Origin of the sequence: Acinetobacter colistiniresistens, from assembly GCF_024582815.1 — a bacterium.
Classification (GTDB): domain Bacteria; phylum Pseudomonadota; class Gammaproteobacteria; order Pseudomonadales; family Moraxellaceae; genus Acinetobacter.
Genome location: NZ_CP102099.1, coordinates 771,402 through 790,733, shown reverse-complemented (window position 1 = coordinate 790,733; position 19,332 = coordinate 771,402). Strand labels below are relative to the sequence as shown.

21 protein-coding genes are annotated in these 19,332 nt (G+C 45.5%); 10 read left to right on the top strand and 11 right to left on the bottom strand.

Translation table 11 applies throughout. The annotated features are described in order from the left end of the window. Positions 1–95 precede the first annotated feature (95 nt). The 5 genes from yddG to NQU59_RS03710 all read right to left on the bottom strand — a co-directional run bounded on the left by yddG (position 96) and on the right by NQU59_RS03710 (position 5,378). Positions 96–980 (bottom strand): aromatic amino acid DMT transporter YddG, encoded by an 885-nt coding sequence (gene yddG / locus NQU59_RS03730; RefSeq protein WP_257065091.1) that lies wholly within the window; start codon positions 978–980, stop codon positions 96–98. A gap of 101 nt (positions 981–1,081) precedes the next feature. Next, positions 1,082–2,359 (bottom strand): replication-associated recombination protein A, encoded by a 1,278-nt coding sequence (locus NQU59_RS03725; RefSeq protein ID WP_005270145.1) that lies wholly within the window; start codon positions 2,357–2,359, stop codon positions 1,082–1,084. A gap of 83 nt (positions 2,360–2,442) precedes the next feature. Continuing rightward, positions 2,443–3,582: a class C beta-lactamase gene (ampC, locus tag NQU59_RS03720; RefSeq protein WP_373462999.1), complete on the bottom strand. Its 1,140-nt coding sequence runs from the start codon at positions 3,580–3,582 to the stop codon at positions 2,443–2,445. A 72-nt stretch (positions 3,583–3,654) separates the two neighbouring features. Next, on the bottom strand, positions 3,655–4,818 hold the full coding sequence (locus tag NQU59_RS03715; protein WP_257065089.1) for a PQQ-dependent sugar dehydrogenase: 1,164 nt from the start codon (positions 4,816–4,818) through the stop codon (positions 3,655–3,657). Between the two features lie 107 nt (positions 4,819–4,925). Beyond that, on the bottom strand, positions 4,926–5,378 hold the full coding sequence (locus tag NQU59_RS03710) for a YcgN family cysteine cluster protein (protein ID WP_257066144.1): 453 nt from the start codon (positions 5,376–5,378) through the stop codon (positions 4,926–4,928). Positions 5,379–5,564: 186 nt separating this feature from the next. On the opposite strand from NQU59_RS03710, the gene NQU59_RS03705 reads away from it, so the two are divergent. From NQU59_RS03705 to ahr, 7 genes are all read left to right on the top strand, one after another. Continuing rightward, on the top strand, positions 5,565–5,723 hold the full coding sequence (locus tag NQU59_RS03705; protein ID WP_004656956.1) for a DUF1328 domain-containing protein: 159 nt from the start codon (positions 5,565–5,567) through the stop codon (positions 5,721–5,723). Between the two features lie 165 nt (positions 5,724–5,888). Further along, positions 5,889–6,626, top strand: a complete 738-nt coding sequence (locus NQU59_RS03700; protein ID WP_257065087.1) for a dienelactone hydrolase family protein — start codon at positions 5,889–5,891, stop codon at positions 6,624–6,626. A gap of 446 nt (positions 6,627–7,072) precedes the next feature. Further along, complete coding sequence (gene mutY, locus NQU59_RS03695; RefSeq protein WP_005238010.1) at positions 7,073–8,119, top strand: A/G-specific adenine glycosylase; 1,047 nt, start codon at positions 7,073–7,075, stop codon at positions 8,117–8,119. Between the two features lie 62 nt (positions 8,120–8,181). Beyond that, positions 8,182–8,685: a M23 family metallopeptidase gene (locus NQU59_RS03690; RefSeq protein ID WP_373462998.1), complete on the top strand. Its 504-nt coding sequence runs from the start codon at positions 8,182–8,184 to the stop codon at positions 8,683–8,685. 9 nt (positions 8,686–8,694) lie between these two features. After that, the gene (locus NQU59_RS03685) at positions 8,695–8,940 is read left to right on the top strand and encodes a hypothetical protein (protein WP_005238008.1); all 246 of its coding nucleotides are present in this window, start codon (positions 8,695–8,697) and stop codon (positions 8,938–8,940) included. 36 nt (positions 8,941–8,976) lie between these two features. Next, the gene (locus NQU59_RS03680; protein WP_257065081.1) at positions 8,977–9,531 is read left to right on the top strand and encodes a DNA-3-methyladenine glycosylase I; all 555 of its coding nucleotides are present in this window, start codon (positions 8,977–8,979) and stop codon (positions 9,529–9,531) included. A 36-nt stretch (positions 9,532–9,567) separates the two neighbouring features. Beyond that, positions 9,568–10,593 (top strand): NADPH-dependent aldehyde reductase Ahr, encoded by a 1,026-nt coding sequence (gene ahr / locus NQU59_RS03675; protein WP_257065079.1) that lies wholly within the window; start codon positions 9,568–9,570, stop codon positions 10,591–10,593. Positions 10,594–10,643: 50 nt separating this feature from the next. Here ahr and NQU59_RS03670 read toward each other — a convergent pair whose 3' ends face one another. Then, positions 10,644–11,399: an isocitrate lyase/PEP mutase family protein gene (locus tag NQU59_RS03670; protein WP_257065077.1), complete on the bottom strand. Its 756-nt coding sequence runs from the start codon at positions 11,397–11,399 to the stop codon at positions 10,644–10,646. A gap of 101 nt (positions 11,400–11,500) precedes the next feature. Beyond that, positions 11,501–12,928, bottom strand: coding sequence for an aminotransferase-like domain-containing protein (locus NQU59_RS03665; RefSeq protein WP_257065075.1), 1,428 nt, complete (start codon positions 12,926–12,928; stop codon positions 11,501–11,503). A 90-nt stretch (positions 12,929–13,018) separates the two neighbouring features. On the opposite strand from NQU59_RS03665, the gene NQU59_RS03660 reads away from it, so the two are divergent. Beyond that, positions 13,019–13,429 carry a hypothetical protein gene (locus tag NQU59_RS03660; protein ID WP_257065073.1) on the top strand — a complete coding sequence of 137 codons (411 nt, stop codon included), beginning with the start codon at positions 13,019–13,021 and terminating at the stop codon, positions 13,427–13,429. On the opposite strand, the gene NQU59_RS03655 is transcribed toward NQU59_RS03660, so the two are convergent. Further along, positions 13,377–14,279, bottom strand: coding sequence for a LysR family transcriptional regulator (locus NQU59_RS03655; protein WP_257065070.1), 903 nt, complete (start codon positions 14,277–14,279; stop codon positions 13,377–13,379). The two genes, NQU59_RS03660 and NQU59_RS03655, sit on opposite strands and share 53 nt — an antisense overlap. A 137-nt stretch (positions 14,280–14,416) precedes the next feature. On the opposite strand from NQU59_RS03655, the gene dkgB reads away from it, so the two are divergent. Beyond that, on the top strand, positions 14,417–15,223 hold the full coding sequence (gene dkgB, locus NQU59_RS03650; protein WP_257065067.1) for a 2,5-didehydrogluconate reductase DkgB: 807 nt from the start codon (positions 14,417–14,419) through the stop codon (positions 15,221–15,223). A 1-nt stretch (position 15,224) separates the two neighbouring features. Continuing rightward, positions 15,225–16,412, top strand: a complete 1,188-nt coding sequence (locus NQU59_RS03645; protein ID WP_257065066.1) for an MFS transporter — start codon at positions 15,225–15,227, stop codon at positions 16,410–16,412. A gap of 44 nt (positions 16,413–16,456) precedes the next feature. On the opposite strand, the gene NQU59_RS03640 is transcribed toward NQU59_RS03645, so the two are convergent. From NQU59_RS03640 to dnaJ, 3 genes are all read right to left on the bottom strand, one after another. Beyond that, the gene (locus NQU59_RS03640) at positions 16,457–17,107 is read right to left on the bottom strand and encodes an START domain-containing protein (protein WP_005270116.1); all 651 of its coding nucleotides are present in this window, start codon (positions 17,105–17,107) and stop codon (positions 16,457–16,459) included. Positions 17,108–17,203: 96 nt separating this feature from the next. Beyond that, a complete protein-coding gene (gene dapB, locus NQU59_RS03635; protein WP_005270115.1) occupies positions 17,204–18,025 on the bottom strand; it encodes a 4-hydroxy-tetrahydrodipicolinate reductase in 822 nt (273 codons plus the stop codon). Positions 18,026–18,139: 114 nt separating this feature from the next. After that, entirely contained in the window at positions 18,140–19,255 is a 1,116-nt protein-coding gene (gene dnaJ, locus NQU59_RS03630; RefSeq protein WP_005237993.1) for a molecular chaperone DnaJ, read from the bottom strand. Between the last annotated feature and the right edge of the window lie 77 nt (positions 19,256–19,332).

Below are 19,332 nucleotides of genomic sequence, written 5' to 3'. Positions count from 1 at the left end.
GATGCGACCTTTTATCGGCAGTGTCTAGAGGGCACTTACAAAAATACAGTGACTGTAGCGACGCATCTCAAATACGGCATCAAGCCACCTAGCCTTTAGTGCTGTGTCCGTGTCGAAATCCAGCATAAAATAGAGCCTAAACAGACCATCAAGGCACCTGACCAGAATGAAAGCGTCAATGGAGTGCTCAGTAAAATTGCTGAACAAAGAGCTGAAAAAACAGGAATAAAATAAGAAGCTCCAGCCAACAAAGTCACATTGCCATGCAGAATCCCAACATTCCATGCGGCATAGCCAAAACCCATCGCAGCCGCAGCAAACAACAAAGAAAGCGAAGATGACCAATCGAAATCAAAGCTTCCGCCCCCCATCAACAGATATTTAATCCAAAGTACGATGGCAACCAGCATAAAAAATAAAGTGATGCCATTTACACCCTTTGCAATTCTCGCTGTGAGCGTACAATAAGCCGCCCATAGCAAGGTTCCAATAAAGGCAAGACCATAGCTCAGCGGATTCTGCTGTATGTTTTGCAACATGCCTGCCAAGTCAAAGCCCTGCTCGCCTCCCAGCACCCAGCCAATCCCCAGCAAAGAAATGGCAAAACCAGGAATGATCAGAAAATTGGCTTTCTGTTGGTTAAACAAAATCGCAGCGACCATGGTAAAGGTGGGCCATAAATAATTGACCATGCCCACCTCAATAGCTTGCCGATTATTACTGCTATAACCAATCGACAGTGACAGACAAAGCTCATAAGCAACAAATAAAATGCTGCCCCAAATTAAATAAGCTTTGGGAAAGCTTTTCAGGCGGGTCCAACCCACTGAGCACAACAGAAAAATTGAAGCCAATGTATAGACTAAGGCCGCGCCACCGACTGCACCAAAATGACTGCTGACATCCTTGATCAAGGCAACGATCAAGCTCCATAAAAAGATGGCCACCAGTCCAATCAGTGTTGCTTTTTTTGCGTTCATTTTTATACAAATAGACATTTAAACCAAAGCAAAATTCCGCTTTCACTCAAAAACTTGCTTTGGATAGTTGTAAATGACCCGTAAGGATTCGAGTTGAATCCTTACTGCTGCTGTTGCTGTTCCTGCTGCCAGCGTCGTTGTTGCAAACGCTCACCTTCAACTTCACGTTTATTTAAGGCGCGTTCATACAACTTGGTACCACGTAATTCAGGTGGCAAATATTCTTGCAGAACAAAATGCTCTGGATAGTTATGCGGATACAGATAATCGACCCCATAGCCTTGTTGCTTCATCAACTTGGTCGGGGCATTGCGTAAGTGTAATGGCACAGGCAGATTTGCCGTTTTCTCAGCCAGCTCCAGCGCTTTATTAATCGCGAGGTAGGTGCTATTACTTTTCGGACTGGTGGCCAGATATACGGCACATTGACCCAAAATAATCCGTGCCTCAGGCATCCCCACAGCTTGTACTGAACGGAAACACTCTCCCGCCAGCAATAAGGCATTCGGGTTGGAATTGCCAATATCTTCTGAGGCGGCAATCAACATCCGACGTGCAATAAAGACCGGATCTTCACCACCTTTTAACATGCGTGCCATCCAGTATAGCGTTGCATCTGGATCACTGCCGCGAATCGATTTGATAAAGGCCGAAACCAGATCATAATGCTGCTCACCCGATTTGTCATAGCGTGCAATATTTTGCTGCGCCACTTTGACCACAATCGCATTGGTCACGATATTTTCGACATCAGGCTCAAAAGTACTGGCAATCAGATCAATCAGATTAAGTGCCTTACGTGCATCACCCGCAGCGAATTGCACCAACGCATCGTATTCTTCGATCTGAATAAAACGCTCTTTTAAAAACTTATCGTTTTGAATCGCCTTATTCAGTAGCGTTTGAATTGCTTCAGCACTCAAATTGTTTAAGGTATAAACCTGACAGCGCGACAACAGCGCGCTGTTGACTTCAAAGGATGGATTCTCGGTGGTTGCGCCAATCAACGTAATTTTGCCTTTCTCTACCGCATTTAGCAACGCATCTTGCTGCGATTTATTGAAGCGATGGATTTCATCAATAAAGACCACGGGGGTTAACAGATCACCACTCTCCGCAATCACCTCTCGCAGCTCTTTTACCCCTGTATTCAACGCAGACAAGCTAATAAAAGGACGATCCACCGCTTGAGCCAATAACAATGCAATCGTGGTCTTGCCTACCCCTGGTGGGCCCCAGAAGATGATTGAAGGCAAATGCCCCTGATCAATCATCTGGCGTAAAGGAGCATGCTCACCCAGCAAATGATCTTGTCCGATAATTTCGGACAAGTCACGTGGACGTAAACGTTCAGGTAAAGGAATATGCGTATCTGACATCATCACTGGCTTTATGATCTTTTACCCTAGTCTATTGTGTCTGACCCAAATCTACAATTTGAATCTGCAATCGCTGCGACATTCTATTGCGCAGTATTGGCTTGAAGCAGCTGTTGTATAACCGTATAACTGGCCTGAATCCGTGCTTCATTCGGAAAGTTGGTATTGGCCAACATCACAATTCCAATTTTTTGTTCTGGAATAAATGCAGCATAGGCGCCAAAACCGTTACTTGAACCTGTTTTATTAAAATAGGTGGCGGCTGGGGCAATCTTTGGCCGTTTAATTGCAATTGCTGGATGGCTTTCTAACGCCATTTTGCTTGAATTACCCTGCAATAACGTCTCTAGCTTAACAGGATAAGCATACTGCTCCCAACCCAAACCTTGCGTCATGGCACCCACTTTAAAATAACCGACATGTGTATTTTCAATCGCTTTGCGTAACGGCTGTTTCAAGTGTTGTGGATTGATTTGTACATCCAGAAATCTCAGCATATCGGCACTGCTACTTTTCACACCATACGCTTCCGCATCCAACATTCCCGGTGAAACACGTAGGGCTTGATCGGCTTTATATCCCCATGCATATTGTGGCATCTGTTGTTCAGGCACCTGTATAAAACTTTGGGTCAAACCGAGCTGCGGAAACAGTGTTTTTTCAAGCAGCTCTGCATAGGGTTTTTTCATTGCCCGCGCCGTGACATAGCCCATCAAACCAATACTTGGATTGGAATATTGGCGAGCAGCGCCTATGCTGGTTTTTGGTTTCCAGCTTTGGAAATACTGAATCATATCCTGCTGTTGAACCACCTGATCGGGAAACTGCAATGGAAAACCACCTGCAGTATAGGTCCCAAGATTCAACAGGGTGGCACGATCCACGGCAGTATTTTTTAGTTCAGGAAAATACTTGGCCGGGTGATCAGACAAGGACAACTGCCCTTGTGCTTGGGCATAACTTGCCAAGGTTGCATTAAAGGTCTTACTCACTGAACCCAGTTCAAATAAGGTATCGTTGCTGACAGCTTGCTGGCTTTGTTTAGAAGCCACCCCATAATTGATAAAATAATGTTGTCCATTCAGAGTCACAGCAACCGCCATCCCCGGAATATTGTATTGTGCGAGCAGTGGCTTAAATTGCTGATCCACGATGGCTTTTACCTGCGGCTCATTTAACGGTTGCGCCCATAACATTGGGCTAGCACACACCAAGCCCGTCATGAATAACAGCTGTTTCGAAGTCCTAGAGATATTATTCAATTTCATCATTTTCCATTCACTATCCATTCACTTTTATTTTGCACTCAACTTGAGTAGTCTGGCTTCAGGGCCATCCTCAATTACCCAGATCGAACCATCCTGTGCCTGCTGTAATCCTCGAATACGCTGTTGCATCTCAAGTCGTTGTACCTCTTGCACAGGTCGAGATTTTAGATCGACAACCACAATTGCCTTGGAGGAGAGGCCTCCAATGAGTGCCTTATGTTGCCATAAAGGCAACTGCTGACCTGAATAAATGATCAAACTGGAAGGTGAAATCACTGGCGTCCAATCAATTTCAGGGGCTTTAAACTCAGGACGGGTATGATGATCAGGAATCGGTAAACCCGAATAATGATCACCATTCGAAACTTTTGGATAGCCATAATTGGCCCCTTTCAGAATCAGATTCAGCTCGTCACCACCTTTGGGACCCATTTCAACCACCCACAGCTGTCCTTGTTCATCAAATGCCATACCGAGCGGATTACGATGACCCAATGACCAGATTTCCGCAGTGACTCCACCTTGCGCAGCAAAAGGATTACCCTCAGCAGCTGTTCCATCCTCATTTAAACGTAGAATTTTGCCCAAATTACTTTTTAAATCTTGGGCGGGATCAAATTTTTGCCGCTCGCCCGAACTGACCCACAGTTTGCCATCAGCACCAAATAACATGCGATGTCCATAATGTCCCTGACCAGAAACCTTCGGTACTTGTTGCCAGATTGCTTTTAAATCCGTAAGTTTCGGTTGTTGAGGATTGGATAAGTCCAATTTTGCAGTTGAGATCATCGCCCCATACCCGCCTTGTCCTTGTGTGGCATAACTCAGATAAAGCCGATGATTGTTGCGAAAATCAGGATGCAGGACCACATCCCCCAAGCCCCCCTGGCCACCGTAGCTAACCTTAGGTACACCTGAAACATTCAGACTGGTTTTGGTTTTTGGATCAAAGAGTTTTAATTGTCCCTTGCGCTCTGTAATGAGTAAACGCTGATCGGGCAAAACTGCAATTGCCCAAGGCTCATTCAAGCCTGTGACGGATTCAAGTTGATAGGTCTGCTTGAGTGTCTGGGGTGAGCTTTGCTGAGCGGTATTATTTTCAGGCGGTTTTGAATTGGTATGGTTTGGACCACAGGCCAACAAAAATAAAAAGCTACTACAGAGCAAAGGTGTCATTAACAGTTTATTCATTGCTTATCTCCCTCTTTATAAAATTTATCTTAGGGAGTTTAATCAATAAAAATACTGTAAAAGTGTTGTGTCTATGATCAGCACGACTTATCCATTGCCTGCAAAAATCAACGGATCCAGCGGACGATGTAGTCTTCAATCTGCTCCTCATCAACATCCGTTTCTGAAATACAACGCCCAGCTGCAGATTTTTTGGCCTTAATCACACTTTGACGCGAGCCCGTATTGAGATAATGCCATGAAGGTAGATTCTTACCTTCGCTTAAACGGCGATAAGCACAACTCGGCGGTAACCATGAGATGGTTGCAAGACGCGCTGGGGTCAACTGGATACAATCAGGAACCTGTTGCTGGCGATTGGCATAATCCGAGCAACGCGCCGTTTTACAGTCGAGTAACTTGCAAGATACTTTGGTATAAGCCACCTCTGCCGTTTCTTCATCCTCAAGCTTGACCAAACAACATAGACCACAGCCATCGCACAATGCTTCCCATTCAGCATTACTCAGCTGATCAAGGGGATAGTGTTTCCAGAAATTAGGGCGTAGTTCGATGGACATACCAGCTGTTTCAATCTTAAATGACTTTTTGATTATAGCACTCATCGAGGATCTGCTTGACCGAATCTGTTTTAATTGCTTGAACATCTCTTTAAGAATTGAACATTTAAACCACATAAACACCACATTTTGTGCAAAAAACACGCGTTATAGTAAAAAAATAACGAAAAAATAGGAGGACACATCATGTTTCGCTGGGCCATTATTTTTGCTGTAATCGCACTCATTGCCAGCTTATTGGGCTTTGGTGGCGTGGCAGGTTTATCTAAAGATTTTGCCGTTATTTTACTGGTGGTTGCCGTGATTTTAGCAATCGTCGGTTTCTTATCCAGAGGCAAAGTCTAAAGGCTAAATAGCATTGAACAAGAAAAAGAAGAATCTTGGTATTCTTCTTTTTTTATGTCTCAACCCTCTCAATGACAGCCGCATTTTTGTGGTGATGATGTCATCAATTTTTCTTTTTTATGCTTTAATCAATACATTTTTAAAAATACAGATCAGGATTATAGAATGAGCTTCCCGATTAATACACGTGAAATTGAATATACCGCGCCAGATGGTCAACACCTGATTGGTTATTTCGCTGCACCTGCAATTGATATGCCTGTTGCAGGTGTCATTGTTGCACCGGAATGGTGGGGCCGTAATGAATATACCGAACAACGTGCCCGTGAACTTGCAGAACATGGCTTTGCCGCTTTGGCCATTGATATGTATGGTGATAAGAAAGTTACAACCAATGTTCCACAAGCCTCTGAATGGATGAACCAGACTTTTGAGCATGCTGATACCATTGTTGACCGTGCTCAAGCAGGTTTAAATGCTTTAGCGGCTCAAGCAGAAGTGAATCCCGACAAATTGGCAGCGGTTGGTTTCTGCTACGGCGGTAAAGTAGTACTCGATTTGGCGCGTTCAGGCGCAGATATCAAAGCCGTTGCCACCTTCCATGCGATATTAAGTCCGAAAGCGCCTGCTGAGAAAGGCAAAGTCAAAGCCGAGATTTTAGTGCTGCATGGTGAACTCGACAGCATGGTCACCTTGGACAATGTCGCGAGCTTCCGTCAGGAAATGCATGATGCAGCCGTAGATCATGAAGTCATTATTTTTGAAGATGCCAAACATGGTTTTAGCAATCCACTCGCAGATGAACGCGCCAAGGCCAATAATGTTGACTTAGGCTATAACGCCGAAGCAGAGCGTCAAAGTCTTGAAGCGATGTATGAACTGTTAGATAAACATTTAAAGTGATGTGAAAGGTTATCCAACGGCATCTAAACAAACGTCTAAATTAAATAATTACATCCATTAAGCTCTTGATTACATCTGCTTAGGCAAATCCCAAATTTAGACGCTCGTAAACGTTTGCTGGAGTAGAGGCGACATGGATGTTGCCTGTTTGGTTGCCTTGCGCTGCTTTCAAAGCCTTGCTTTGAAATTGCGCAGAATATGCAGTCAGCCGAACAAAGAGGTTTTGTTACTTTTGCCCTGTCAAAAGTAAGACATTGCCTGCACGTAAATATATAAACTTTCAAAAAATTGGGCAGTGCAAACTTAACGGAGTCTTGCCAAGTTCTCAGCGAATTTCACACTTTGTCTTTGACGCCCTACATCTCGTTGATGTTCCAATAGAATTTTAACGCCTAAAAAAACCTATTTCGGCTATACTACGCCTCTGCTTTTTACTGTTCTGATTCATGCCTGATTTCTCATTTTCTGATGCACTGCTTACCTGGTTCGACCAACATGGTCGTCACGACCTCCCGTGGCAAGTGGCCGATGATCCCTACAAAGTATGGGTCTCAGAAATCATGCTGCAACAGACGCAAGTCAAAACCGTACTACAATATTTTGATCGTTTTATTGAACGCTTCCCAAGCGTCGAAACCTTAGGTCAAGCCAGTTGGGATGATGTCGCGCCCTATTGGGCAGGTCTCGGTTACTACGCCCGTGCACGCAATCTGCACAAAGCAGCAGGCATTGTTAGCCAACAAGGTCACTTCCCTGAAACGCTAGAGCAATGGATCGAATTACCGGGCATTGGACGTTCCACGGCTGGGGCGCTCATGTCACTGGGCTTACGTCAGTATGGCGTGATTATGGATGGTAACGTGAAACGTGTATTGGCTCGTTTTTTTGCCATCGAGGATGATCTATCCAAGCCCCAACATGAACGGGCACTCTGGCAAATTGCGGAAGATCTCTGCCCAAAAGAGCGCAATCATGATTATACCCAAGCGATTATGGATTTAGGGGCAACCGTGTGTACCCCGAAAAAACCACTGTGTTTATACTGTCCCATGCAGCAACACTGTCAGGCCTATCAACAAGGCTTAGAAAATGAACTGCCATTTAAAAAAGCCAAGAAACCTGTTCCCGTGAAAACGGCGAATGTCCTCCTGATTCAGTCAGGTGATGAATGGTTGTGGCAGCAACGTGAAGCACATGGACTTTGGGGTGGGCTGTATTGCCTACCCATTATTGAGCAAGCAACCGAATTACAACAGATCGAACAGCACTTTAAACTCCAAGCTCAAGTATCATCTTTGCAGATTAGCCATAGCTTTACTCACTTTACTTGGTTGTTATACGAACAGCTGTTCCACGTGGAACACGATCAAAAAGAACAACTCAGTATCGAATTAAATGGCATATGGCTGAGCCCAGAAACCGCGATTGCCAAAGGCATTCCCACAGCCATGAAAAAATTGATTACAGCAAAACAAAAGGCTGAGTCCTGTTAATGCTGTAGCTCAAAACGCAAGGAGTTTGTGTGCGTCATTCGATTTCCTATACGGTTCTAGGTATGTTGATGATTCTACTATCAGCATGTGCAACTGCGCCAAAGAAACCTACCCCATTACCCGATGCTCAGGTGAATAAACTTAAAACGATGCGTTTAGACAGCCGTTTACCCGTGCCAGTCAAAGGGGTGAGTCGAAACCAATTAAGTGATACTTGGGGTGCCGCACGTAGTCAGGGTCGTAGTCATGAAGGCATTGATATCATGGCAGAGCGAGGCACGAAAGTGTATAGTGCAACCGAGGGCTTAGTTGCTGATTTACGTAATAATAATTTAGGTGGCAAAGTCATCTGGATCATGGGGCCAGCAGGCTCTTGGCACTATTATGCGCATCTGGATGGACACAAACGTGGTCTCAATGTAGGAGATTATGTGCGCAAAGGTGATCTGATCGGCTATGTGGGCAATACTGGAAATGCCCGCTATACCGCTCCGCATTTACACTACGGAATTTATTTGAATGGCAAGGGCCGTGGCGCAGTCAACCCATACCCATATTTACGTTAGGAACACACAATGTCAGAAGCATTGATTAAACGTCTGGTTGAATTTGCAGAGTCTGGAAATCAGCAAAAAATCATCCTGAATGGCGCCAGCTATCAGGGTTGGATCATGGAAATTACTGAAGATGCCTTACTCATCAGTACCGGCTTTGCCGATAAATCAGGTAAAGACTTTTGGCTTAAATTTGCTGATTTAAGCGATGCAGAATTGTATTATTGGGATACTCGCCCAAATGAATGGGTGATATTCAAACTCTAATTCATTCTGTTCTAATAACAACAAGGAGCATCAAATATGACAACTCAACGCTGTGGCTGGTGCTCCGATGATCCTCTCTATATGGCTTACCATGATCAAGAATGGGGCAAGCCACAACATGAGGAAGCACATCTATTCGAAATGCTCTGTCTGGAAGGACAACAAGCGGGTTTATCATGGATCACGGTGTTAAAAAAACGTGAACACTACCGTAAACATTTCTTTCAACATCCGATTGCCGAAGTCGCAGCGCTCAGTGATGATCAACTCGAACTCAAACTCAGCGATGCCGGTTTAATCCGTCATTTCGGTAAACTCAAAGCCATTCGGGATAATGCGATTGCCTGGCTAGAACTTAAGGATGACGTTGAAGATGTGCCTGCTTGGCTATGGAGTTTTGTCGATCATCAAACATCAAATAATGATGTCGTTCATTATCGTGATGCGCCCGCCCAGACCGAGATCAGCCAGAAACTATCCAAAACCTTAAAAAAACGTGGCTTTAAATTTGTAGGTCCCACCACATGCTATGCCTTTATGCAAGCGGTCGGCATGGTCAATGACCATGAAAATAGTTGTCAGTTTAAATAACCAATCTTCATCGATTTTCCTTGAATGGGAGTTGTCATGAGTCAAAATCAAGTACGAGCTTATGCTGCAATGCAAGCAGGTCAGCCACTGGTGCCCTACCAATTTGATGCGGGTGAGTTAGCAGCCCATCAGGTTGAAGTCAAAGTCGAATATTGCGGACTGTGTCATTCTGACCTTTCCATCATCAATAATGAATGGCAATCCTCGGTTTACCCTGCTGTTGCAGGTCATGAGATCATTGGTACCATTATTGCACTAGGGTCGGAAGCCAAGGGGCTTAAGCTTGGTCAACGCGTCGGTATTGGCTGGACCGCAGAAACCTGCCAAGCTTGCGATCCGTGTATCGGTGGCAATCAGGTGCTCTGTACGGGCGGAAAGATCTCGACCATTGTGGGTCATGCTGGTGGTTTCGCTGATAAAGTCCGTGCGGGCTGGCAGTGGGTCATTCCCCTGCCTGAGGACTTAGATCCTGAAAGTGCAGGTCCACTGCTGTGTGGTGGTATTACAGTCTTTGATCCTTTACTCAAACATAAAATTCAAGCCACGCATCATGTCGGCGTGATCGGTATTGGTGGTCTCGGTCATATTGCGATTAAATTGCTGAAAGCATGGGGCTGTGAAATTACCGCCTTTAGTTCAAGCCCTGACAAAACTGAAGAACTCAAAGCCATGGGCGCTGACCATGTGGTGAATAGTCGCGATGCACAAGCCATCAAGGCACAACGCGGCAAATTTGATTTATTACTTAGCACTGTCAATGTGACCTTGAACTGGCAAGCCTATCTGAATACCCTTGCACCCAAAGGTCGTCTTCATTTCCTTGGCGTGACTTTAGAACCGATCCCAGTTTCCGTGGGTGCAATCATGGGCGGTGCCAAATCAGTCACCTCCTCACCCACAGGTTCTCCTTTGGCACTACGCCAGTTGTTACAGTTTGCGGCGCGAAAAAACATTGCACCACAAATTGAGTTGTTCCCAATGTCACAACTGAATGCAGCCATTGAACGACTGCATTCAGGGCAAGCCCGTTATCGTATCGTGCTCAAAGCCGATTTCGATTAATTCAGCTGATTTCATTATGGTCCGTCAATGCGCCAATCGCTTGGCGGCTATTAGCCCAATCTTTTATTCAGTTCCGCCCCAGAGATATTCTCTGCAAAACAGTTAAAACGGCCGGTTTCAGCAATCGAGCTGGCTGCCTGAATAAAACTGTTCCATGCCGTCCGCGCCAATGCACTCCCGACACTGATTCGGCGAACGCCTAAGGATGCCAGTGTTTGCACACTCAGTTCACTGTCCCAAGCGATCAGAACATTGACGGGCTTGGGGGCCACAGCTTGTACCACCGCAACAATTTGCTCAGCTGTTTTGATACCAGGTGCATAAAGACAATCTGCACCCGCAGCAGCATAGGCTTTCAGTCGCGTAAGGGTATCCTCTAGATCAGGAACACCAACAAAGAAGTTTTCAGCACGTCCGATCAGCATCACATCTTCACCACTTGCATCAATCGCTTGACGTGCGGCAGCTATCCGCGCAACCGCATCTTCAAGCTCTCGTAAGGGTTGTTCCATATTGCCGGTCGAGTCTTCAATCGAAATACCCGCAACACCCGTTGCGATTGCCATACTGACGCTTTCAAACACGCCCTCAATGGTCTCGGCAAAACCACTTTCAAAATCTGCATTTACCGGCAGGTCGGTTGATTGAACCAGAGTGCGCAGATGAGCCAGTACCTCTGCGCGTGACAACTGCCCATCGGTCTTGCCACACGACCAAGCATAACCTGCACTGCTTGTTGCCAAGGCGTGATAACCAAGTTGCTGCAACATTCTGGCACTGCCTGCATCCCATGGATTGGGCAACACAAAACAGCCTGTCTGATGCAGGTCACGAAATATTTTCTTTTCTCAGCAATTGTAGGTTGCATTGTTTTATCCCTCTTTTCATTCTGATGGTGGATTGGACCTTAACGCTCTAATGAACTCAAACTGGCTTGTGTCCACTGCGCTAACTTTTGAATGGCATGACGGATTTCTGCCGTTAATGCATGCCCTGCATTTAATCGAATAAAATGCTGATAACGACGGTCTTCGCCAAACACCTCGCCAGGTACAATATTGATCCCCTGTGCTTGCGCCATATAATAGAGCTCCAAACCCGTAATACTTTCTGGTAGTTGCATCCATAAGGCATAGCCACCTTGTGATTGGCTCAGCGCAATCGGAATACCGTGAAAGCACTCTAGAATATAGGCTCGATACTGTTCCACCTGCTGCATCAACTTGGGTCTTAAGCGATCCAGATGCTCCCGATAACCACGACTGTAAATAAAATCTGCCAAGCCCAACTGTAGTGGTGTATTCACACCGACATTATTGGCCAAAAGCTGCGGACGTAAATGCTGTAACTGTCGCCCTAAACAAAACCATCCTACTCGATAGGCGGTGGATAAGGATTTAGACACCGAGCCACACCAGATGACATAGCCTTCCTGATCCCAATAACGCACTGGCAAAGGCCGTTCTTTTTGGAAGCTACATTCGCCATAAATATCATCCTCCAAAATAAAGCATTGATATTTCTGTGCCAGTCGCGCGATCTGCTGTTTCTGTTCATTGCTGAGACAGTAGCCCAATGGATTCTGGAAATTGGCGGTAAGCAAACACAGCTTGGCACTGCCCTGCTGCATAAAAAACTCTAAACGTTCCAGATCAATACCACGATGATCGGCAGGAATTTCGATAATGTTGCGCTTCAGGCTGGCCAACATTTGCAACTGACCATTAAAGGTCGGAGTTGGAAGCAAAATACTGTCGCCTTCTTGACTGATCTGTTGAATCAACAGCGATAAAGCGGGCATACAGCCATTGCTAATAAAAATATCTTCTGTCGCCACATAAATCCCATCTTCACGCCAATGATCGGACAACGCTTGGCGCAGATGTTGATGTCCCTGTTTATTACAATATAAAAAATCCTCAGGTTGGCAGTGTTTCAAGGCACGTTGCAGAGAACGACGTAGACCATCCACAGGAATCAAATGAGGAGACAATTGAATTGCCCCCAAAGGCGTTAAATTGTTTTGAATCGATGCGGTTTGAATTTGGTTTTGCAAATCTAAATTTGAAACCTGTCGAGCTTTGGATTCAAACTGCGGGCTATCAGGAACAGCACTTTGATATTGTCTCGAATTAACGAAATAGCCTGATTTGGCTTTTACATAGATCAGTCCCTTGGCTTCTAGCAGTTCATAGCATTGCTGGGCAGTACTCAAACTAATGCTTTGCTGACGTGCAAATTCCCTTAAAGAACTTAACTTTTGTTGGGGCTGTAACTCATGCTGGTAAATTTTACGCGCCAGCTGTTCTGCTAAACGTTGATATTGGAAAGTCATTTCTGTACTGCTTTTTTATAAATTTCTGTATCTGTATTGGTTTATACAACACCGTTAAGCTACAAAAATCAACAGCCAAAGGATAAGATTATGAAAAATAATATTTTATTTATATTAAGTGCCATTTTATTTACAGGCTGCCATTTCACCGAACAAGCCACCTATCAGCAACAACAAGTGTGTAAATCACTCTCACAGGGCTATCTGCAAATTCAGAACCAACCGACCTATGAATTATGGAAAATGGAACAAGCTACAGCCCCAGCACACGCTCAGATCATCAAACTAACCTATAAAAAGCCCAATGAAAATGGCGTAATGCTCTCAAGCACATTTCTGCCAACGGTCGAACTTGAATGTAAGCTACAGCAGCAACAGATTGTGGTGTCAGTGATCCAAAAAGCAGGACCGTCAATTCCAGTGCTGAATGTACAACTGCAAAATGAAGCTATTGGCACACCGAGAAGCCCTGACTTAGTTGCTCAGTCAAAAACTCAATAAATAAACGGACCCGTTTCGGCAAGTGCTCTTGCTGATAATACACCGCATGGATGCTTTGATAAGAATGTTCAATCTGGTCCTCAAACAATGCCTCAAGGCGCCCTTGTTTAATGTCCTGCCAAATCTCAAATTCAGACAGTCGGGCAATCCCCTGCCCACGTAAACAGAGTTGTCGCACGGTTTCACCACTTGAGGCTCTGACTTTGGGTTGTGCCTGAAAATATTCACCCTCAATTTTAATCGGCCAAGTGTTGATATAGGTCGGACGGGTAAAACCTATCACATCATGTTCAGACAATGCCTGAGGCTGTACGGGTTTACCCTTACGCTTTAGATATTCAGGACTGGCAACGATATAGATCCGGCTTTTACACACCAATTTGGCATGCAGACTGGAATCATGTAATTCACCAAAACGAAACGCCACATCGGTTTTATGTTCCAGCAGATCAATCACCAAATCATTGCTATTCAGCTCGACCTCAATATTGGGATAGCACTGCCGAAACTTGTGTACTAACGGCGTAATCACATGCAGAATAAACGGTGTGGCCGAGTCAATTCGAATTACCCCCGAAGTATCCTGATCTGATTTTTGTAAAGCCTCTTCGGCCGCATTCAGATCACTGAGGATTTTACGTGCCTGTTGTAGAAACTGTTGCCCCTCTTGGGTAAGTTTTAATTTGCGCGTGGTGCGTTCCAGCAAGGTCACTTCGAGCTTGGATTCTAAACGGCTGAGTGAACGACTGAGCCCCGATGCGGTCTGTCCCAATCGTTCAGCTGCGGCAATAAATGAACCTGTATCGACGATGGTCATAAAAGCAAGCAGTTCTTCTACCGTAGACTTCATTGCCACCCTCTCAATTATTGATATTTAGTCAACTGTATTTTGCAAATTCCTCTATTTTTTAGCAACAATAATCATCGCAAAATAGCAGCCATCCACAGAAAACGCTCCATTGAGCAATACAAGATTAGGTGAAAAATATGCGTATCCCTCAATTTGGCTTAGGTACTTTCCGTCTTAAAGATCAAGTAGTGATTGATTCAGTTAAAACTGCCCTAGAAGTAGGCTATCGTGCCATTGATACTGCTCAAATTTATGCAAACGAAGCTGCGGTTGGCCAAGCCATTGCTGAAAGTGGCGTCGCTCGTCAAGATCTGTTCCTCACCACAAAAATCTGGGTCGATAACTTTGCTGAAGACAAATTCATTCCCAGCTTAAAAGACAGCTTACAAAAACTTCGTACCGATGCTGTTGATCTGACCCTGATCCACTGGCCTGCGCCACAACTCGGTGTGTCCATCCCCAGTGTGATGCAATTGCTGTTAGAAGCGAAACAACAAGGTTTGACCAAACAAATTGGTATCTCGAATTTCAATATTGCTTTGACTCAGCAAGCGATTGACAGCATTGGTGTAGAACACATTGCCACCAACCAAATTGAGTTAAGCCCGTATCTACAAAACCGCACCTTGGTCAATTTTTTAGGTGAACAAAATATTGATGTGACCTCATATATGACACTGGCCTATGGCAAAGTACTACATGATCCAACCTTATCGGAGATTGCAGCACAACATCAGGCAACCACCGCACAAGTGGCATTGGCTTGGGCCTTACAAAACGGTTTTGCTGTGATTCCATCATCCACCAAACGCGAAAACCTGATCAGCAACTTAAAAGCACAAGACTTAATTTTAAGTGCAGAGGAAATGCAGCTGATCGCTCAACTGGAACGTAATGGTCGAGAAGTGAGCCCTGACCCTTTTGCACCTGAATGGGACCAATAACATGAGCAGCCGCCTCAACCTTCCGTTGCTGGCACTGGCTATTGGTGCATTTGCCATTGGTACAACAGAGTTCTCTCCCATGGGGCTATTGCCCAATATTGCCAATGATCTTGGGGTCTCGATCCCAAGTGCAGGCATGCTGATTACGGGTTATGCGCTCGGCGTGATGCTTGGTGCACCGATCATGACCTTATGGTTTGGTGGCTTTGCCCGTCGCAATGCCCTGATTCTGCTCATGGCAATCTTCACCCTTGGTAACCTGATCGCAGCCTTTGCACCCAACTATATGAGTTTGATGGGCGCTCGCCTGATTACCAGTCTGAATCACGGTGCCTTCTTCGGAATTGGCTCTGTGGTGGCCGCCAGTGTTGTTCCAGCAAATAAACAGGCCAGTGCGGTGGCCAGCATGTTTATGGGCCTTACCATCGCCAATATTGGTGGCGTACCACTGGCAACATGGGTGGGACAAAATATTGGCTGGCGCATGTCTTTCCTTGCCATTTCTGTGCTCGGGGTCATTACCATGCTGGCACTCTGGAAAGCCCTACCCATCGGTGCTGTGGGTCAAAAGCCGAATGTAAAAATGGAACTCAAAGTTTTGACGCGCCTGCCTGTCGTTTTGGCATTACTGACCACCGTGTTTGGTGCCTCAGCCATGTTTACCTTGTATACCTATATCGCGCCAAGTCTGGTGGAGTTCACTCATGCTTCACCGACCTTTATAACCCTGATGTTGGTCTTGATCGGGATTGGTTTCTCAATCGGTAACCATTTCGGTGGCAAGTTTGCAGATGTATCCGTGAACAAAACCCTGATTGGCTTCCTGTTGTTGCTGATGAGCTTAATGCTGATTTTCCCAATCCTTGCTCAAACACAATTGGGGGCAGCGTTTGCTTTAGTGATCTGGGGAGCTGCAGCCTTCGCCATCGTTCCGCCATTACAAATGCGAGTGATGTCAGTTGCGCATGAGGCCTCTGGTCTTGCCTCTTCAGTCAATATCGGCGCCTTTAACCTCGGCAATGCCATTGGTGCAGCTGCAGGCGGTGCGGTGTTAAGTCTCGGCTTGAACTACGCAGCAGTCTCGATAATCGGCGCTATGTTGGCAGGTATCGGTCTGATCTTGGTTCTGATTCAAATCAAACTGGCGGCCAAATCCAGTGCGCAATTACAACAATGTCCGCAAGCTTAATCTTCCCCAAATAAAACAAAGCCTGATTAAAATCAGGCTTTGTTTTATTTTAATACATCCGGTAATTTCGGTTGCGCATAGATTGGATTATTGACTTCTTTTTTCATCTTCATCAGCATTTGATAGGGCTGCTGCTGCACAAACATATTCACAAAGCTCAATGGAATTGAACCCGCAGGATCGGCATAACCATTGGTGGTGACTTTCACTTTATTATTGGCGAGTTTCTGGAAAGTCCAATCGCCCGCATACTTGGTTAAACGCACCACATCAGGCTGCTCAGGGTAGTTATTCTGAATGGCATTATTTTTAATACTGATGCTGCCATCTGCATTTTTGCTCATTTTTCCTTTAATCACCACATCGCGGTCTTTTAAAGGAAAAGGGAAATCCAGCACCATGTACAAGGTAAACTCACCCTTTTTATCATCTCGAGACAGCATCTGCACTTTACCGACATAAGGTACCCATTGTGGGGTACGCTCAACATCCAAGACCACGGCAACAGCGCGTTCTAAAGGCACATCAAAGGTGGTTTCAGCTTTATATTGAATAATCGGATTATTTTCGGCCTGATACGTCCAGACTTTAATATTATTACGGTTTAAACTCAGTTTGGCAGTGTCTGTCGCAGCACTTGCAGCCCAGCTGGTCACGCTTAGCAGTGTAGCAAGAACAATATGTTTTTTATTCATGTCATGCTCAATTGTTTTAATGATGGTAAGCGCCTGTCTCACTCTAACTGGAAACCAAGCTCAACAAGCGCTTTTATAGTAGCAAATCGTAGCGTTTTATACTTCAATCTCGTTAAAGCCTAAAACATCTTTCATATCATATTTACGTGCTTCACGGCCAACCACCCACGCCGCGGCACGGACTGCGCCTGAAGCGAAGTTCATACGGTTGGTGGCTTTGTGTGTCACTTCAACCCGCTCGCCTTCACCAATAAACATCACCGTATGTTCACCGACGATATCACCACCACGGATGGTTTCAAAACCAATGGTCTGACGATCACGCGGGCCGGTATAGCCTTCACGGCCATACACTGCCACGTCTTTCAAGTTGCGGCCTAAGGTATCCGCAATCGCCTCGCCCATCATAAATGCGGTACCAGAAGGTGCATCGACTTTATGACGGTGGTGCGCTTCAATGATTTCAATATCCACCGTATCGCCAAACACTTTTGCAGCCAGTTCCAATAATTTAATCGAGACATTGACACCGACTGAATAATTAGCAGCATAGACGACTGGGGTCTGGGTAGCGGTTTCGTCCAAAAATGCCTTTTGTTCATCCGACATGCCTGTAGTCCCAATCACCATGGCCACGCCTGCTTCACGGCATAACTTCAAGTGCTGTTCAGTGGCCACAGGTGCAGTAAAATCAATCACCACATCACAATCTTTTAGAACCTCACTCAAACTTCCCACGATCTTGACACCGATGTTACCGATCCCTGCAAGCTCACCTGCATCCGCACCCACCAAGCTGCTTTCAGGACGCTCAACAGCTGCGGCAAGTTGATAGCCTGCTTGTTGTACCGCTTGAATCAGAATGCGTCCCATGCGTCCGCCTGCACCCAAGATTCCAATGCGTGGAGAAGTTGACATAATTTTTCCCAGTCTTTTATTTAAACAATTGAGCTACTATAGCAAAACTCTTTGGCTGCGCTAAAAATTTCCCATAAAAAAACCTGCCGCAGCAGGTTTTTTTATGAATGCCAATTAATCAAATAGGCGATCAAAGAATGATTTTTTCTTTGGCGATGCAGCATGGCCATCACCATCAAAAGACGCTTGCAGTTCTTTTAACAATTCACGTTGGCGACTGTTTAAGTTCACTGGGGTTTCCACCACGATACGGCAGAGTAAATCCCCAACCATGCTGCTACGTACAGGACGAACACCTTTACCACGTAAGCGGAATAATTTACCGGTTTGCGTTCCTTCTGGAATTTTTAAGCTGACACGACCATCAAGGGTCGGAATTTCAATTTCTTTCCCTAAAGCTGCATCTGCAATGCTGACAGGTACATCCATATACAGATCTGCACCATCACGTTGGAAGACTTCGTGTTCACGAACCACCACTTCAACATATAAGTCACCCGCTTGACCATCACGAATCGCTTCACCTTTGCCAGTTAAGCGTACTCGGTCACCATTGTCTACGCCTGCAGGAATGGTGACTTCAAGGGTTTGCTGACGGTCTGCAACGCCTGAACCATGACAGCTCGTGCATGGGTTCTTGATGATTTTACCTTGACCACGACAGGTGCTACAGGTCTGCTGAACCGAGAAGAAACCTTGTTGCATGCGCACTTGACCCGCACCATGACAGGTACGACAGGTTTCAACATCATTCGGATTTTTAGATCCCTTACCATCACAGGTTTCACATGGTGCTGGTGCAGTAAAGGTAATGGTTTTTTTCACCCCTTTGACCGCTTCTTCAAGCGTCAGTTCCATCACATAACGGAGGTCTGAACCACGGCGTTGACGTTGTTGCTGACGGCCACCGCCACCAAATGCACCACCGAAGATATCGCCAAACTGACTAAAGATGTCTTCTGCGCTAAAACCGCCGAAGCCACCACCTGCGCCGCCAAAGCCGCCTTCAAAGGCACTATGTCCAGCACGGTCATACATGCTGCGCTTTTCTTCATCAGACAGCACTTCATACGCTTCTGCCGCTTCTTTGAATTTTTCTTCTGCTTCTGCGTTGTCTGGGTTACGGTCTGGATGATACTTCATCGCCAACTTACGATAGGCTTTTTTGATCTCATCATCACTTGCGGTTTTCGAAACGCCTAAAACCTCATAATAATCACGTTTAGCCATGGTTGGCGATGCTCCTCACGGAATTTATTTAAATCTAAAAAACAAATAGGCTCTGCCGACTTAACAAATAAAAAGTC

Bases quoted from the DNA above. Each gene is read 5' to 3' on its own strand.
- yddG (WP_257065091.1), bottom strand. From the start codon at position 980: ATGAACGCAAAAAAAGCAACACTGATTGGACTGGTGGCCATCTTTTTA.
- NQU59_RS03725 (WP_005270145.1), bottom strand. From the start codon at position 2,359: ATGTCAGATACGCATATTCCTTTACCTGAACGTTTACGTCCACGTGAC.
- ampC (WP_373462999.1), bottom strand. From the start codon at position 3,582: ATGACGGGCTTGGTGTGTGCTAGCCCAATGTTATGGGCGCAACCGTTA.
- NQU59_RS03715 (WP_257065089.1), bottom strand. From the start codon at position 4,818: ATGAATAAACTGTTAATGACACCTTTGCTCTGTAGTAGCTTTTTATTT.
- NQU59_RS03710 (WP_257066144.1), bottom strand. From the start codon at position 5,378: ATGTCCATCGAACTACGCCCTAATTTCTGGAAACACTATCCCCTTGAT.
- NQU59_RS03705 (WP_004656956.1), top strand. From the start codon at position 5,565: ATGTTTCGCTGGGCCATTATTTTTGCTGTAATCGCACTCATTGCCAGC.
- NQU59_RS03700 (WP_257065087.1), top strand. From the start codon at position 5,889: ATGAGCTTCCCGATTAATACACGTGAAATTGAATATACCGCGCCAGAT.
- mutY (WP_005238010.1), top strand. From the start codon at position 7,073: ATGCCTGATTTCTCATTTTCTGATGCACTGCTTACCTGGTTCGACCAA.
- NQU59_RS03690 (WP_373462998.1), top strand. From the start codon at position 8,182: ATGTTGATGATTCTACTATCAGCATGTGCAACTGCGCCAAAGAAACCT.
- NQU59_RS03685 (WP_005238008.1), top strand. From the start codon at position 8,695: ATGTCAGAAGCATTGATTAAACGTCTGGTTGAATTTGCAGAGTCTGGA.
- NQU59_RS03680 (WP_257065081.1), top strand. From the start codon at position 8,977: ATGACAACTCAACGCTGTGGCTGGTGCTCCGATGATCCTCTCTATATG.
- ahr (WP_257065079.1), top strand. From the start codon at position 9,568: ATGAGTCAAAATCAAGTACGAGCTTATGCTGCAATGCAAGCAGGTCAG.
- NQU59_RS03665 (WP_257065075.1), bottom strand. From the start codon at position 12,928: ATGACTTTCCAATATCAACGTTTAGCAGAACAGCTGGCGCGTAAAATT.
- NQU59_RS03660 (WP_257065073.1), top strand. From the start codon at position 13,019: ATGAAAAATAATATTTTATTTATATTAAGTGCCATTTTATTTACAGGC.
- NQU59_RS03655 (WP_257065070.1), bottom strand. From the start codon at position 14,279: ATGAAGTCTACGGTAGAAGAACTGCTTGCTTTTATGACCATCGTCGAT.
- dkgB (WP_257065067.1), top strand. From the start codon at position 14,417: ATGCGTATCCCTCAATTTGGCTTAGGTACTTTCCGTCTTAAAGATCAA.
- NQU59_RS03645 (WP_257065066.1), top strand. From the start codon at position 15,225: ATGAGCAGCCGCCTCAACCTTCCGTTGCTGGCACTGGCTATTGGTGCA.
- NQU59_RS03640 (WP_005270116.1), bottom strand. From the start codon at position 17,107: ATGAATAAAAAACATATTGTTCTTGCTACACTGCTAAGCGTGACCAGC.
- dapB (WP_005270115.1), bottom strand. From the start codon at position 18,025: ATGTCAACTTCTCCACGCATTGGAATCTTGGGTGCAGGCGGACGCATG.
- dnaJ (WP_005237993.1), bottom strand. From the start codon at position 19,255: ATGGCTAAACGTGATTATTATGAGGTTTTAGGCGTTTCGAAAACCGCA.